This is a genomic window from Streptomyces sp. NPDC012474 (assembly GCF_042955185.1).
Lineage (GTDB): Bacteria > Actinomycetota > Actinomycetes > Streptomycetales > Streptomycetaceae > Streptomyces > Streptomyces cahuitamycinicus.
Window position 1 is genome coordinate 293,163 of sequence record NZ_JBIBEP010000006.1, and the last position, 13,775, is coordinate 306,937.

Genomic DNA, 13,775 nt, shown 5'->3' on the forward strand with positions numbered 1-13,775 from the left:
GCCCTAATATGACGCACCGTCAGATGCGGAGAGAGGTGGCCCCATGGACGCCCGCTTCACCGACGAACAGGACGAGATTCGCCGCACCCTGCGCGACCTGCTCGACAAGCGGTGCGGTCCGGAAGAGCTGCGGGCCGCCGTCGACACCCCGGCCGGACACGACCGGGCCCTGTGGTCCGCCCTCGCCGGGCCACTGGGCCTGCCCGGCCTGGCCCTCCCCGAGACCTGCGGCGGAGTCGGCGGCACGGTGACCGAACTGGCCCTGGCCTGCGAGGAGACGGGCCGGGCCCTCGCCCCCACCCCGCTGCTGGCCACCGCCGTCCTCGCCGCCCCGCTGCTGCTCGCCCTCGGTACCGGCGCCCAGCGCACCGGGCTCCTGCCGCGCATCGCCTCCGGCGGGCTCACCGCCGCCCTCGCGATACCGGGGCCCGCCCTCGCCACCGCCCTCGCGCTCACCGGCCACGACCGGCAGGGGGAGTGGGCCGGCGGAGGACGGGCCGGGGGCGTACAGGCCCGGCGGACCGAGGGCGGCTGGCAGCTGTACGGGCAGGTCGACCAGGTTCTCGACGGGCACAGTGCCCAGCTGCTCGTCGTCGCCGCGCACACCGGGGGATTCGCCCGCTCGCGGGTGCTGCTCTTCCTCGTGCGCGAGGACGCCGCCGGTCTCACCCGCGTACGGCAGACCGCCCTGGACGCCACCCGTCCGCAGGGGCGTGTCCAACTGCGGTACACCCCTGCCGAGTTGCTGGGCGGCGACGCCGCCGACGCCGGCCTCCCCGCCCTGGTCCGGCTCGGCTCCACCGCCGCCGCCTGTCTCGCCGCCGAGGCCGCGGGGGCCGCGGGGCGGGTGCTGGAGCGGACCGTGGCGTACGTGGCGCAGCGCGAGCAGTTCGGCAGGCCGGTCGGCTCCTTCCAGGCGGTCAAGCACCGGCTGGCCGACGCCTACGTCCAGGTCCAGGCGGCCCGGTCGGCGGCGTACTACGCGGCCTGGGCCGCCGCGGCCCCGGCTCGTGGGGAGAGGGCAGGCGGTCTCGCTCTCGCCCAGGCGCTCGAAGCGCTGCGCCGCGCCGCCGCCGAGGGGATCCAGCTGCACGGCGGCATCGGATTCACCTGGGAGCACGAGGCTCACCTGTATTTCAAGCGTGCCGCGGGCGACGAGCTGCTGTTCGGGCCGGTGCACCGGCTGCGGGCGCACGCGGCCGACGCGGCACACGTCTTCGAGGAGGCCGGCCGATGAGGGGTGCGCGCGTCGTGCAGAAGGTGTCGTCGACCAGGGGTTTCGCCCGGGTCGCGCCGCACGTGATCCCCGCCCTCGACCGGGCGGTCCACCGGCTCACCTGGGGAAAGGTGCTGCTCAGCGCGCAACTGCTCCCCGGTGTGGTGCTGACCTCCACCGGGGCGAGGAGCGGGCTGCCCCGTCGTACGCCCCTGGCCTGCATGCCGGAGGACGGGGGGCGCTCCTGGATCCTCGTCGGATCCAACTTCGGCCGGCCGGGGCACCCCTCCTGGAGCCACAACCTCCTCGCGCATTCCGACGCGGAGATCAGCTGGAAGGGCCGGGACGTCCCGGTCACGGCCCGGCTGCTGGCGGGGCAGGAGCGGGCGGCGGCGTGGCAGGCGCTGCTGGCGTTCTGGCCGCCGTACGCGGCGTACCAGGCGCGGGTGGAACGGGAGATCCGGGTGTTCCGGCTCGTACCGAGGCGGGACAGCACGACAGGCGGTGGTCCACCCGGGTGAACCACCGCCTGCCAGACAGGATGTGGATGCGTAAGACGGCTGTCGCGCCGCGCTATTTCGTCGGCTTCCGGCCGGTGACGCCCAGGTGCACCAGCAGGGCGAGGTTCGGCTTCAGTTCGGCCTGCTTCACGCCCCAGGAGGAGAAGCCCTTCTGGTGGGAGGCGACGGCGGCGAGCATCGCGACGAGCGAACCGGCGACGGCCGCCGGGTTCACGTCCTTGTCGACCCTGCCCTTGGCCTGGAGCTCGGCGACGGCGTCCGCGAGGGAGTTGTTCACCGAGTTGAGGATCTTCATCCGGAGTTTGTAGAAGCGCTTGTCGCCCTCGGCGGCACCGAGATCGACGACCCGGAGGATCGCGTCGTTCTTGCGCCAGAACTCCAGGAAGCCGTCGACGAGTTCCTGCGCCGTCTGCCAGCCGGCCTTGCCGGCCCATGAACGGCCCTCCAGGAGCTCCGTCAACGCGGCGCCCTCGGCCGCCATTTGCTCGGCGATCTCCAGGACGGCGCCCTCGACGTCCGGGAAGTACTGGTAGAAGGTCGCGGGTGAAGTGCCCGCTTTCCGGGCGACATCGATGACTTTGACGTCGCGGTACGGGGAGGAGCTGAGCATCTCGCTGAGGCAGTCGAGCAGCTTCTGCCGGGTCGCCTGCCCACGCCGGCCGGCCACGCGGCCGTCGACGGTACGCACTTGTCCTGTCATGCCGTCAGCTTACCGAGGCGAGATCGGGGCGCGATTCGGCCGACTGCAAATGGGGTGCGGGGGAGTGCGGAGGCTGTGTGCCTGGTCTGCGGGTCGCGGCAGTCGCGGTTACGTTGGCGGCATGGCCGAAAACAGGGCATCGGTGTACGGAGAGGGCGTCCCGTGCTGGGTGGACGCGCAGCTTCCCGACGTCGAGGCGGGCAAGCGGTTCTACGGTCAACTTTTCGGGTGGACCTTCGAGGACTGGTTCGGCTCCTTCGCGCAGGCGCTGAAGGACGGCGAACCCGTGGCCGCGCTGGTCCGCAAGGTGGACGGCAGGCTGCCCACCGTGTGGACGGTGTACTTCGCGACCCCGGACGCACCGGCCCTGGCCCGGCGTATCCGGGACGCGGGCGGGCAGATCGTCTCGGCGCCGGTACCGGCCGGGGAACTGGGCGTCACCGCGCTCGTCACCGACCCCGAGGGCGCCGTCTTCGCCCTGTGGCAGCCGGAGGAGCACCCCGGCTTCGGCAAGCGGCACGAGCCGGGCACCTTCGCCTGGACCGAGCTGTACGCCCGGGACACCGAGGCGGCCAACGCCTTCTACGGCGACCTCTTCCGGGAGGCGCTGTTCGGCCCGGACGCCGCGCCCGACTTCGGCCGGGCCCCCGTCTCGGACGTGTACCCGGCCGAGATGCCGCCCCACTTCCTCGTGCATTTCGCGGTCGAGGACGTGGCGGCCGCGCTGGAGGACGTGACGCGGCTCGGCGGCCGGGTGCAGGCCCCGCCCTTCGAGACCTCGTACGGCGAGGTCGCCGTCGTCACGGACGACCAAGGGGCTTCGTTCGCGCTGCTACGCCGCTGAGCAGGCATTGTTTGGTCATCGTTTGATCGGTTCTGTTCCGAGACATCCCAATTGTCACCGGGTTCGCAACCAGGGCTCCGGCCAGGAAGAATCAGGGTGCGTGCCGTCATGGCGGTGCGGTGGTGAGACGCTGCTCGGGGTCGCGTGGAACATGTGGCTTTGGCGCGGCTCGTACGGGGAGGTGGCAGGCAGAGTGGTGGATCAGCTGACGCAGCACGATCCGCGGCGGATCGGGCCGTTCGAGGTGCTGGGACGGCTGGGTGCCGGCGGCATGGGGCTGGTCTATCTCGCGCGTTCGGCGTCCGGCCGTCGCGTGGCGATCAAGACCGTCCGGACGGAGCTGGCCGAGGACCAGCTGTTCCGGGTCCGCTTCACGCGTGAGGTGGAGGCGGCCCGCGCCGTCTCCGGCTTCTACACGGCCGCGGTCGTGGACGCCGACCCGCGCGCCGCCGTGCCGTGGCTGGCCACCGCGTACGTCCCCGCGCCCTCCCTCGAGGAGATAGTGAACGACTGCGGCCCGATGCCGGCCCAGGCGGTGCGCTGGCTGGCGGCGGGCGTGGCCGAGGCCCTCCAGTCCATCCACGGCGCGGGCCTGGTGCACCGGGACCTCAAGCCGTCGAACGTCCTCGTCGTGGAGGACGGGCCCCGGGTGATCGACTTCGGCATCGCGTCGGGTGTCTCGAACACACGTTTGACGATGACGAACGTCGCCGTCGGCACGCCCGCCTACATGTCCCCCGAGCAGGCCAAGGACTCCCGCAGCGTCACCGGCGCCAGCGACGTCTTCTCCCTCGGCTCCATGCTGGTCTTCGCCGCCACCGGCCACCCGCCCTTCCACGGCGCAAACCCGGTCGAGACGGTCTTCATGCTGCTGCGCGAGGGCCCGGACCTCGAAGGGCTCCCGGACGAACTGCGGCCGCTCATCGAGTCCTGTATGCAGATGGACCCCACGGCCCGCCCCAACCCGGCCGACCTCCAGGCCCAGCTGGCCCCCCACCTGTTCGGCTCCGGCTCCGACGACAGCGGTACGGCCTCCGCATGGCTGCCCGAGCGGGCCGTCGGCCTGATCGAGTCCCGCCGCAACGGCCGCCCGGCCGGCAAGCCCGCCCCCGGCGCCGGCCGCAGCGGTGGCGGACGCCCCGCCCCGGGCCCGGCGCCCGTCCCGCCCCCGCCCTCGCACGACCCGGTCGTCCCGTCGCCCGCCCCCGCGCCGGTCGGCGGCCCCGACACCGGCCCCGTCCGGCTGGCCGGCGCCAAGGTGCCCATCGGCCCGGGCCCGCGCGTCGCGGACGTACGCGCCGCCGCCGTGCAGGCACCGGCCCCGGAGGCCGCCCTGGCCGCCTCCTGGTCCAAGCCCCGTCCCGGCGTCAACGGCACGGACCCAGCCGTGGGCCCCGCCGTCGCCGCGCCCCCGGCCCCGGCCGCCCCGCCGGAGCAGGCCGGCGGCTGGCGGCCCTGGCGCTTCCGCATGTCCAACGACGTCTGGGGCACGCCCTCGGTCGCCGACGACCTGGTCTACGTCACCTCCTTCGAGGTGCACGCGCTGGACGTCGCCACCGGCCGCCGCCGCTTCAAGACCCGGGACGTCGCCTGGTCCATGGGGGTCGCGGACGGCCGTATCCACGCCTCGGACGGGCCCACCCTGTTCGCCCTGGACGCCCGCGAGGGGGCCGACCTGTGGCGGCTGCAGACGGACGCCTGGGTCTACTCGCTCCAGGCCGGCCGTGGCACGGTCGTCACCGGCACCCGCGGCGGCGGCGTCCAGGGCTGGGAGGCCTCCAGCGGCCAGAAGCTGTGGGAGGTCACCGGCTGCCAGTCGGACTTCGAGTCCCCCGAGGCAGGGCCCGCCCTGCACGACGGCACGGTCTACGTGTGGCAGGACGCCCGGCTGCGCGCCCTGGACGCCCGCACCGGCGACGAGCGCTGGGCGTACCCGATCGGCGACGCGGCCTCCTGCGGCGGCGTCCCCATCCGGCTCACCCAGGCCACCGACGGCTACGTCTACGTCTGCGCCGGCACCCGCGTCCTGGCCCTCGACGTGGCCGCAGGGCATGTGAAGTGGCACTTCGAGGCCCCGGCCGTGTTCCTCTGCCCGCCCACCTTCGTCCCCGGCCCGGCCGTGACCGGCGGCGGCATCTACCTCGCCGACTACCTCGGCACGGTCTACGCCCTCGACGCCACCGACGGCCGCGACCGCTGGCGCATCGCCACCGAGGCCCGCTCCGGCGGCGACCCCGTCCTGGTCGCCGCCGGACATGTCCACGTGGGCAGCGGCAAGGGCCTCTACACCCTCGACGCGGTCACCGGCACACCCAAGTGGCGCTTCCAGGCGGGCGGCGACATCGTCGGCGCCCCCTCGGTGGCCGAGGGCCGTATCCACTTCGGCTCCACCGACCACCTGCTCTACACCCTGAAGGCCGACGACGGCCGGCTGCGGTGGAAGCTCGCCACCGGGGGCGAGATCACCGGCTCCCCGGTCGTCCGGGACGGGGTGGTGTACGCGTGCAGCAAGGACCGCTGCGTGTACGCACTGGACGCGGAGAAGGGCACGGGCACGGCGCGCACCGCCTGACCCGCCCGGGACGGCCGTCGTACCGGCGTACGGAAGGGGTGCTCCGGACGGCGGCCGCCGTTCTGCGTGGGAGTGGCACGTTCACCCCTCCCACCCAGGACGCTACGCCGGGTACGGGCCGGTCGCCACGCAGTGACATGCCCGTGACAGATGATCACTAGGCTGTCCCCCATGCAGACACGGGGGCGCAGGCTCAGGTTCACGGCGGTGCTCGTGCTGGTCGTACTGGCACTGACCGGATTCTCGTCCGGCCGGGGCCGCGGCGGCAGTCACGGCGGCAGCGGCTCGGGCGGTGGCGGGTGCAGCAGCTCCAGCCAGGACCACGACAGTTCGAGGTCGTCGACGTCGAGCGGCGGCTCGTACGGCTCCGGCGGTTCGAGCGGTGGGTCCTACGACTCCGACGACGATGACCACGCAAGCAGCGGCGGCGGCAGCTCCTACACCCGCAGGCCGAACTACGGCTCCACGCCGACCTCGTCCTCCGGCAGCGGCAGGGCCCTGAAGGACGGCACCGCGAGGCTGATCGGCTGCGCGACCCCGGCCGCCCCCTACGCGACCGTCGAGGTCAGGAACCCCAACGGCCGCAAGGCCGCCTTCTCCGTCTCGGTCACCTTCGAGGACGCCGAGGGCATCACCGTCGTCGACCGGTACGCGGACGTCACGGTCCCCGCGAACGGCACGGCCACCGTCGACGTCCGGGTGGGCGGCGGCTCGGGCCTGGTGGACTCGGTCGACCACTGCGAAGTCGACCGTCAGGCCCTCGTCGACGACTGACGGGACGGGTGACCGGCAGGGACGTCAGCCCCGCAGCTCCGTCAGGAAGTCGATCAGAGCCTCGTTCACCTCGGCGGGCCGCTCCTGCTGCGTCCAGTGGCCGCAGCCCGGCAGGACGAGCGGCTTGCGGCGCAGGTCCGGCATCAAGTCCGGCAGCCGCTCGATCAGTTCCGGCGTCCCCGGGAAGGCCGGGACCATGTCGCGGTCGCCGTACAGGTACAGCGCGGGCGGGGAGACGACAGCGCCCTGCCAGGGGGCGGTCAGCTCCCAGTTGCGGTCCAGGTTGCGGTACCAGTTGAGCGCGCCGGTGAAGCCCGGCTCGAAGCTCTCGGTGAGCACGTCGAGGTCCCGCTCGGTGAGCCACCCGGGCAGCACCTCGGGGTCCGGCGCGTCCGTGAGCCAGCCGCGCTCCAGGTCGACCAGGGCCTGCTCGGGACGCCCGGCGCCCGGCGCGTCTCCGGACGCGGAGTACAGCAGCTTGCGCAGCGTCGCGCGGGTGTCGGCGGCGAACTCGGCGTCCGCGGCCCCCGGCTGCTCGAAGTAGTTCCAGTAGAAGCGGCCCTCGAACCGCTCCCGCATGGTCTCCAGGGGAGGCCGGCTCCCACGGAACGGCGGCGGCACGCTCAGCCCGGCCACCCCGCGCACCACGTCCGGCCGCAGCAGCGCGGTGTGCCAGGCCACCGGCGCGCCCCAGTCGTGCCCGACGACGAACGCCCGCTCCTCGCCCAGCGCGTGGACCAGCCCGACCACGTCCCCCACCAGGTGGAGGATGCTGTACGCGGCCACGTCCTCGGGGCGGTCGCTGCCGCCGTACCCGCGCTGGTCGGGCGCGACCACCCGGAAACCGGCCTCGGCCAGCGGACCGAACTGGTGCCGCCAGGAGTGCCAGGACTCCGGGAAGCCGTGCAGCAGCACCACGAGCGGGCCCTCGCCCTGCTCCGCGATGTGCAGCTGTATGCCATTGACGTCGATCATCCGATGCTCAACCACGCCCTCGAGCATACGGGTGTAGGGGTAAACGACTTCACTCGCGCAACCGGTACTCCCGCGACCGCCCGGCGAACAGCCGGGCCTGCCGCTCACCCGCCGCGTTCCCGAGTGCGATGAGATGCGGAGCCTGTGCGAACCCCTGCGTCCGGCCCGCCTCACTCGCGGCCCACAGCGCCCGCACCGTCCCCTGTACGGCCTCGGTCGGATACCCGGCGAGAACGGCGGCGCACGCGGTCGCCGCCCTCAAGGCCTCGCCCTCCGGCACGAGTTCCGACACGAGTCCGATCTCGTAGGCTCGCCGGGCGGAGATCCGCTCCGCCGTCCCCATCAGCGCCATCCGCGCGACCTCCCCGTAGGGCATGCGCTGCGTCATCAGGACGGACTCGTAGGCGCTGACCATGCCGTAGGTGGTGTGCGGGTCGAAGAAGGTGGCGGTGGAGTCCGCGATGACGAACTCCGCCTCGCCGAGCAGGTAGAAGGCTCCTCCGCAGGCCATGCCGTGCACGGCGGCGACGACCGGCTTCCACAGGTCGTTCGCCTTCGGCCCGATCCCGAGCAGCGGATCGTCCTGCGCGTAGGGCGAGTTCGGCTGCGGCACGACGGCGTCCCGGTCGACGCCGGTGCAGAAGGCCCGCTCGCCGGCCCCGGTGAGGACGATCGCCCGCACGGCGTCGTCGAACCGCAACTCGTGCCAGGTGGAGGCCAGTTCGTCGGCCATGGCGAGGTCGACGGCATTGAGCCGCCCGGGCCGGTCCAGCGTCACGACGGCGACCCCGCTGTCCCGGTCGGCCCGTACGAGCACACTGCTCATGACCGCTCCGGGACCCACTGGGGAAGCCCGTCGTGGAAGACGGCCCGCACCCGGGCGCCGATGCGTATGCTCTCCGGCGGCAGGGAGCCGAGCGGCTGCCCTGCCCCGGCGACCAGGTTGCCCACCAGCCGGATGCGGGGCGCCTCGTCCAGCTCGACGACGACCACGTTGTACGGCGCCTGCGCGGCGTAGTCGGGCAGCAGCGGCGGATGGGCGACGACGTACGACCAGACCCGGCCCCGGCCGGACACCGGCCGCCACTCGCTCTCGAAGGACTGGCAGTGCGGGCAGCAGGGCCGGGGCGGGAAGCGGAGTTCACCGCAGGCGGCGCAGGCCTGGACGCGGAGTTCACCCCGGGCGGCGTACTCCCAGAAGGGGGCGCCGTCGGCGTCGGTGACGGGTCGCAGCATGGTCGCTCCTCAACTCCTCAGCAGCAGGGCGGAGGTGGGAACGCCTTCACCCGCCGTGACCAGACAGGCGGAGGCACCCGGCACCTGCGCGGTACTGGTGCCGCGCAGTTGTCTGACCCCCTCGTTGATGAGGTTGAAGCCGTGCACGTAGGCCTCGGACAGCCCGCCCCCGCCGGTGTTCAACGGCAGCAGCCCGCCGCTCTCCAGCGCCCCGCCCTCGGTGAACGCCCCGCCCTCGCCGCGCCCGCAGAAGCCGTAGCCCTCCAGGGAGAGCAGGACCAGGGGGGTGAAGGCGTCGTAGATCTGGGCGACGTCGACGTCCTCGGGGGCCAGGTCGGAGTGTTTCCACAGGTGCCGGGCGGCACTCCAGGCGGGGCCGGTGAGGGGGTCCTCGTTCCAGTAGTTGACCATGCCGTGGTGCTGGGCGGGCAGCGACTGGGCGGCGGAATGGACGTAGACGGGCCGGCGCCGGCAGTCGCGGGCGCGCTCGGCGGAGACCACGACACAGGCCAGGGCCCCGTCGGTCTCCAGGCAGTTGTCGAAGAGGCAGAGCGGCTCGCTGATCCAGCGGGAGGTCATGTACATCTCGCGGGTGAGGGGCCGGTCGTACATGATCGCGGCGGGGTTCTGGTTGGCCCGGTTGCGGCAGGCCAGGGCGACGTTGAACAGGTGGTCGCGGGTGGCGCCGTACTCGTGCAGGTAGCGGCGGGTGAGCATCGCGATCTCGTCGGCCGGCCTCAGCAGCCCGAACGGCCGGGTCCACTGGGCCGGGGTCGGGAGCTGGACGGCGGTGTTGGTCCAGGGCCGGGGCCCGCTGCCTCGCTTGCGGGACCGCCAGGCCACCCCGACGCTCGCCTGCCCGGCGGCGATGGCCGCGGCGAGATGGGCGACGGTGGCGCACGAACCCCCGCCCCCGAAGCCGACCTTGCTGAAGAACGTGAGGTCACCGAAGCCGCAGGCCTTCGCCAGCTCCACCTCGTCGGTCTCCTCCATGGTGTAGGAGGCGACGGCGTCGACCTCGCCGGGCGCGATGCCCGCGTCGTCGAGAGCGGCCAGGACGGCCCGGCAGGCGAGGGTGCGTTCGTCCTCCGGGAGCCGTTTGGCGAAGGGCGTCTGGCCTATGCCGACGAGGGCGGTGGCGTCCTTGAGGCCTCCCGGTCCACCCGATCCTGCTGCCATGCTGCGCGCACCTCCGGGCCCGAACGGTCGCTGACAGTCCGTCAGATTACAGCTAATCTGACGGGTAGTCAGCTCCTACGTCGTCGGGAGGCGCGCTGTGCGAGCGGATACGGCATGGGGAAGCGTTCCGGGCCTGGTCGAGGCGGCGGCCGAGCGGTACGCGGACGTCGAGGCGGTCGTCGAGGGCCGGACCCGCGTCACCTACGCGGAACTGGGCGCACGCGTGGAGCGCGCGGCGGCGGCCTGCATGGCGGCCGGGGTCGGACCGGGCGACCGGGTCGGCATCTGGGCCCCGAACTCGCTCGACTGGATCGTCGCGGCCCTGGGCGCGGTCTCCGCGGGTGCGGTGCTCGTGCCGCTGAACACCCGGTTCAAGGGCGCCGAGGCCGCGGACGTGCTGCGCCGCAGCGGCACCCGGCTGCTGTTCGTCACCGGCACGTTCCTCGGCACGTCGTACGTGGCGTCCCTGCGCAGGGCGGCCGGAGACGGCCCGGGCACCGGCCCGCTGCCCGGCCTGCCGGCCCTGAAGCACGCGGTCGTCCTCTCGGACGACGCCCCGTCCGACTTCCTGACCTGGAAGGACTTCCTGGCCTCAGGGGAGGGGGTGGGGACGGCGGACGTACGGGACAGGTCCGCGGCCGTACAGGGGACCTGGCCCTCGGACATCATCTTCACCTCGGGCACCACGGGCCGGCCCAAAGGCGCCGTCATCACCCACCGGCAGACGCTGCGGGCCTACGACATCTGGAGCGACCTCGCGGGCCTCACCCGGGGCGACCGCTACCTGATCGTCAACCCCTTCTTCCACACCTTCGGCTACAAGGCCGGGGTGATCGCCTGCCTCATGCGGGGCGCGACGATGATCCCCCAGCCGGTGTTCAACGTGGACACGGTCCTCGCCAACATCGCCGCCGAGCGGATCTCCGTGCTCCCCGGCCCCCCGACCCTTTTCCAGTCCCTCCTGGACCACCCCCGACGGGACGCCCACGACCTGACGGCCCTGCGCCTGGTGGTGACGGGAGCGGCGGTCGTTCCCCTGCGTCTGGTGGAGCGGCTGCGCGCCGAACTCGGCATCGGCACGGTCCTCACCGCCTACGGCCTCTCCGAAGCGAGCGGTGTCGTCACGATGTGCCGGCGCGGCGACGACCCGACGGTGATCGCGTCCACGTCGGGCCGGGCCATCCCCGGCACGCGGGTGCGGGTCGTGGACCCCGAAGGCCGGCCCCTGGCACCCGGCCTGCCGGGCGAGGTCCTGGTGCGCGGCTTCCACGTCATGAGCGGCTACTACGAGGACGAGCGGGCCACCGCCGAGGTGCTGTCGGAGGACGGCTGGCTGCGCACCGGTGATGTCGGAGTCCTGGACGACGCGGGCAACCTGCGCATCACCGACCGCCTCAAGGACATGTTCATCGTCGGCGGCTTCAACGCCTACCCCGCCGAGATAGAGCAGCTCCTGGGCCTCCACCCGGATGTGGCGGACGTGGCGGTGATCGGCGTCCCGGACGCCCGGCTCGGGGAGGTCGGCAGGGCCTACGTCGTACGGCGCCCGGGCGCCCTGCTGACCGCCGACGACCTGATCGCCTGGTCCCGCAGGGAGATGGCCAACTACAAGGTCCCGAGGGCCGTCCGGTTCGTCGCGGAACTGCCGCGCAACGCGAGCGGCAAGGTCGTGAAGGGCGCGCTGCGGGATCCGGTCAGCGGCTGATCGGCAGGGCCGGGGTGCCGGTGACCGACATCATCAAGGAGTACAGGGTGGTGTCGGCGGCGATGAACAGCCGGTTGCGCCGGGCGCCGCCGAAGCGGACGTTGGCGACGGTGCCGGGCACCAGGATGCGGCCGATGAGCGTGCCGTCGGGGTCGTAGCAGTGCACGCCCCCGGCCAGGGCGGCGGCCCACAGCCGCCCCTCGTCGTCGAACCGGATGTTGTCGAAGTTGCCGTTCCCGCACGTGGCGAAGACATCGCCGCCGGACAGGGCGGTGCCGTCCTCGCGGACGTCGAAGACGCGGATGTGGTTGGCGACGCTGTCGGACACGTACAGCCGCCGCTCGTCCGGCGAGAAGACGAGCCCGTTGGGCCCCTGGAACCCGTCGGCGACCAGCCGCACTTCGCCGCTCCCGGGGTCGACGCGGTAGACGTTGCGGGCACCGATCTCGCTCTCGGCTCGATGTCCCTCGTAGTCGGTGGCGATCCCGAACTCGGGGTCGGAGAACCACACCGAGCCGTCCGATCTGACGACGGCGTCGTTCGGGCTGTTGAGCCGCTTGCCCCGGAACCGCTCGGCGAGCACCGTGACCGACCCGTCGTGCTCGGTCCGGGTCACCCGCCGGTTGCCCTGCTCGCAGGTGATGAGACGGCCCTGGCCGTCCAGGGTGCTGCCGTTCGGGTAACCGGCGGGGGAGCGGAACACCCCGACGGCCCCGGTGGTCTCGTCCCACCGCAGCAGCCGGTCGTTCGGGATGTCGCTCCACACGAGGTACCGCCCGGCGGGCACGTACACGGGCCCCTCGGCCCACCGGCACCCCTCGTACAACGTCTCCAGCCGCGAATCCCCCGCCTGGCACCGCCCCGTCCGGAACCGCTCGTCGAGGGTCTCGTACAGATGGGGCTGCTCGCCGGGCATGAGGGCCGCCTTCGGGTTCGGGAGGGTGATCCGGGGGACCACTATCGCGCGACCGGACCGGCGGCGCACTCCGCCGTGCCGTCGGCGTCCCGCGCCGGTATGGTGAGTGGTATGGCAACGAAGAAGTACACCGTGACGCTGCCGGAGGAGCTCGCCGAGGAGATCCGGCACGAGGTCGGGTCCGGCGGCTTCAGCGCCTATGTCACGCGGGCCATAGAGCGTCAGCGGGAGCAGGACCGGCTGGGAGAGCTGGTGACGTGGCTGGAGGACGAGCACGGCCCCGTCACCGAGGATGAACTCGCGTCCGCGGAGGCCGAGCGCAGGGAGTTCGAGCGCCACTTCACCGAGCAGGGCGCGGTATCCGGCGAGCGGCGCCGGAGGGCGGGCTAGTGGTCCCGTCCTGCTACGTGCTGGACTGCGAGGCGTTGTCCCGGACCGTCCTGGGCGACCGGGTGATGCTCGCTCGGCTCAAGGACGCGCACCGGTCGGGCATCCGCGTCGTGACCACCTCGATGACGCTGATCGAGGCGTACCACGGCCGGGTGAAGCGTGCGGCCTGGGCGTGGGCGATGTCGCGCGTCGTGGTGGAACCCGTGACGCGGGAGGTCGCCGACGCCGCTGTCACCCTGCTTCAGGACACGGGTCTGCACGGCCACAAGTACGCGATCGACGCGGCCCTGGCCGTCATCGCGGGCCGGCAGCGCGGAGGCGTGGTGCTCTTCACGTCCGACGAGGACGACATGGGGAAGCTGTGCGGTCCGGGCGTGCGGGTCGTTCCGCTGTAGAGCGACAGCACCTGCCGGCGGACACACCTCGGCCGCGACGGCTCCCCCTCCGCGCCGCCGCGGCCGAACCCCGTGTGGTGGTGGCTACTTCGTCGGCTTGAAAGGCTCCGACGTCGCGTGCAGGTCCTTGGTCTCCAGCGGCTCGTCGGTGGCGTGCAGATCCTGCTTCTTGACGGCGCCCTCGTCCGTCGCGTGCAGGTCCTTGGTCTCCAGCGGCTCGTCCGTGGCGTGCAGGTCCTGCGGCTTGAGCTCGTCGCCCATGGTCGTCAACTCCCCTTGGCGTGGAACAGGCAGTGAGGTCGGCGGGCCCGCCCGGTCACTCCCCCGAGGGTGGCCGGGCAGGCCCGCCCGG

General features: G+C 72.9%; 15 protein-coding genes. 8 read left to right on the top strand and 7 right to left on the bottom strand.

What is annotated here, in order from left to right:
- The first annotated feature begins 43 nt into the window (after nt 1–43).
- Nucleotides 44–1,237 (top strand): acyl-CoA dehydrogenase family protein, encoded by a 1,194-nt coding sequence (locus ACFY9S_RS16555; protein WP_391128409.1) that lies wholly within the window; start codon nt 44–46, stop codon nt 1,235–1,237.
- On the top strand, nt 1,234–1,737 hold the full coding sequence (locus ACFY9S_RS16560) for a nitroreductase family deazaflavin-dependent oxidoreductase (protein ID WP_391128412.1): 504 nt from the start codon (nt 1,234–1,236) through the stop codon (nt 1,735–1,737). The genes ACFY9S_RS16555 and ACFY9S_RS16560 overlap by 4 nt, the downstream gene beginning before the upstream one ends.
- Nucleotides 1,738–1,789: 52 nt before the next feature.
- Here ACFY9S_RS16560 and ACFY9S_RS16565 read toward each other — a convergent pair whose 3' ends face one another.
- Nucleotides 1,790–2,425: a TetR family transcriptional regulator gene (locus tag ACFY9S_RS16565; RefSeq protein ID WP_102913743.1), complete on the bottom strand. Its 636-nt coding sequence runs from the start codon at nt 2,423–2,425 to the stop codon at nt 1,790–1,792.
- Between the two features lie 133 nt (nt 2,426–2,558).
- Here ACFY9S_RS16565 and ACFY9S_RS16570 point away from each other — a divergent pair, with 133 nt between their 5' ends.
- The 3 genes from ACFY9S_RS16570 (at nt 2,559) to ACFY9S_RS16580 (ending at nt 6,627) form a co-directional block, all read left to right on the top strand.
- Nucleotides 2,559–3,281 carry a VOC family protein gene (locus ACFY9S_RS16570; protein ID WP_391128415.1) on the top strand — a complete coding sequence of 241 codons (723 nt, stop codon included), beginning with the start codon at nt 2,559–2,561 and terminating at the stop codon, nt 3,279–3,281.
- A 193-nt stretch (nt 3,282–3,474) separates the two neighbouring features.
- On the top strand, nt 3,475–5,853 hold the full coding sequence (locus tag ACFY9S_RS16575; RefSeq protein ID WP_391128418.1) for a PQQ-binding-like beta-propeller repeat protein: 2,379 nt from the start codon (nt 3,475–3,477) through the stop codon (nt 5,851–5,853).
- A gap of 171 nt (nt 5,854–6,024) precedes the next feature.
- Entirely contained in the window at nt 6,025–6,627 is a 603-nt protein-coding gene (locus ACFY9S_RS16580; RefSeq protein ID WP_391128421.1) for a hypothetical protein, read from the top strand.
- Between the two features lie 24 nt (nt 6,628–6,651).
- Here ACFY9S_RS16580 and ACFY9S_RS16585 read toward each other — a convergent pair whose 3' ends face one another.
- The 4 genes from ACFY9S_RS16585 to ACFY9S_RS16600 are packed head-to-tail and all read right to left on the bottom strand — an operon-like array spanning nt 6,652 to nt 10,017.
- The gene (locus tag ACFY9S_RS16585) at nt 6,652–7,602 is read right to left on the bottom strand and encodes an alpha/beta fold hydrolase (protein WP_391128809.1); all 951 of its coding nucleotides are present in this window, start codon (nt 7,600–7,602) and stop codon (nt 6,652–6,654) included.
- Between the two features lie 49 nt (nt 7,603–7,651).
- Nucleotides 7,652–8,428: an enoyl-CoA hydratase-related protein gene (locus tag ACFY9S_RS16590; protein ID WP_391128424.1), complete on the bottom strand. Its 777-nt coding sequence runs from the start codon at nt 8,426–8,428 to the stop codon at nt 7,652–7,654.
- Complete coding sequence (locus ACFY9S_RS16595; protein WP_391128427.1) at nt 8,425–8,838, bottom strand: OB-fold domain-containing protein; 414 nt, start codon at nt 8,836–8,838, stop codon at nt 8,425–8,427. The genes ACFY9S_RS16590 and ACFY9S_RS16595 overlap by 4 nt, the downstream gene beginning before the upstream one ends.
- Nucleotides 8,839–8,847: 9 nt before the next feature.
- Nucleotides 8,848–10,017: a lipid-transfer protein gene (locus tag ACFY9S_RS16600; RefSeq protein WP_391128430.1), complete on the bottom strand. Its 1,170-nt coding sequence runs from the start codon at nt 10,015–10,017 to the stop codon at nt 8,848–8,850.
- Between the two features lie 97 nt (nt 10,018–10,114).
- Here ACFY9S_RS16600 and ACFY9S_RS16605 point away from each other — a divergent pair, with 97 nt between their 5' ends.
- Nucleotides 10,115–11,722 (top strand): FadD3 family acyl-CoA ligase, encoded by a 1,608-nt coding sequence (locus tag ACFY9S_RS16605; protein WP_391128433.1) that lies wholly within the window; start codon nt 10,115–10,117, stop codon nt 11,720–11,722.
- Here ACFY9S_RS16605 and ACFY9S_RS16610 read toward each other — a convergent pair.
- On the bottom strand, nt 11,712–12,638 hold the full coding sequence (locus ACFY9S_RS16610) for an SMP-30/gluconolactonase/LRE family protein (RefSeq protein WP_391128436.1): 927 nt from the start codon (nt 12,636–12,638) through the stop codon (nt 11,712–11,714). The genes ACFY9S_RS16605 and ACFY9S_RS16610 overlap by 11 nt on opposite strands.
- Before the next feature lie 111 nt (nt 12,639–12,749).
- On the opposite strand from ACFY9S_RS16610, the gene ACFY9S_RS16615 reads away from it, so the two are divergent.
- On the top strand, nt 12,750–13,028 hold the full coding sequence (locus ACFY9S_RS16615) for a hypothetical protein (protein WP_391128438.1): 279 nt from the start codon (nt 12,750–12,752) through the stop codon (nt 13,026–13,028).
- A gap of 65 nt (nt 13,029–13,093) precedes the next feature.
- On the top strand, nt 13,094–13,423 hold the full coding sequence (locus tag ACFY9S_RS16620) for a type II toxin-antitoxin system VapC family toxin (protein WP_391128812.1): 330 nt from the start codon (nt 13,094–13,096) through the stop codon (nt 13,421–13,423).
- Nucleotides 13,424–13,507: 84 nt separating this feature from the next.
- Here ACFY9S_RS16620 and ACFY9S_RS16625 read toward each other — a convergent pair whose 3' ends face one another.
- Nucleotides 13,508–13,684, bottom strand: coding sequence for a hypothetical protein (locus ACFY9S_RS16625; protein ID WP_158756538.1), 177 nt, complete (start codon nt 13,682–13,684; stop codon nt 13,508–13,510).
- Between the last annotated feature and the right edge of the window lie 91 nt (nt 13,685–13,775).

Coding starts and splice junctions, on each gene's coding strand:
- ACFY9S_RS16610 (WP_391128436.1), bottom strand. CDS start 12,638: ATGCCCGGCGAGCAGCCCCATCTGTACGAGACCCTCGACGAGCGGTTC.
- ACFY9S_RS16580 (WP_391128421.1), top strand. CDS start 6,025: ATGCAGACACGGGGGCGCAGGCTCAGGTTCACGGCGGTGCTCGTGCTG.
- ACFY9S_RS16600 (WP_391128430.1), bottom strand. CDS start 10,017: ATGGCAGCAGGATCGGGTGGACCGGGAGGCCTCAAGGACGCCACCGCC.
- ACFY9S_RS16585 (WP_391128809.1), bottom strand. CDS start 7,602: ATGATCGACGTCAATGGCATACAGCTGCACATCGCGGAGCAGGGCGAG.
- ACFY9S_RS16595 (WP_391128427.1), bottom strand. CDS start 8,838: ATGCTGCGACCCGTCACCGACGCCGACGGCGCCCCCTTCTGGGAGTAC.
- ACFY9S_RS16615 (WP_391128438.1), top strand. CDS start 12,750: ATGGCAACGAAGAAGTACACCGTGACGCTGCCGGAGGAGCTCGCCGAG.
- ACFY9S_RS16570 (WP_391128415.1), top strand. CDS start 2,559: ATGGCCGAAAACAGGGCATCGGTGTACGGAGAGGGCGTCCCGTGCTGG.
- ACFY9S_RS16590 (WP_391128424.1), bottom strand. CDS start 8,428: ATGAGCAGTGTGCTCGTACGGGCCGACCGGGACAGCGGGGTCGCCGTC.
- ACFY9S_RS16560 (WP_391128412.1), top strand. CDS start 1,234: ATGAGGGGTGCGCGCGTCGTGCAGAAGGTGTCGTCGACCAGGGGTTTC.
- ACFY9S_RS16625 (WP_158756538.1), bottom strand. CDS start 13,684: ATGGGCGACGAGCTCAAGCCGCAGGACCTGCACGCCACGGACGAGCCG.
- ACFY9S_RS16555 (WP_391128409.1), top strand. CDS start 44: ATGGACGCCCGCTTCACCGACGAACAGGACGAGATTCGCCGCACCCTG.
- ACFY9S_RS16620 (WP_391128812.1), top strand. CDS start 13,094: ATGCTCGCTCGGCTCAAGGACGCGCACCGGTCGGGCATCCGCGTCGTG.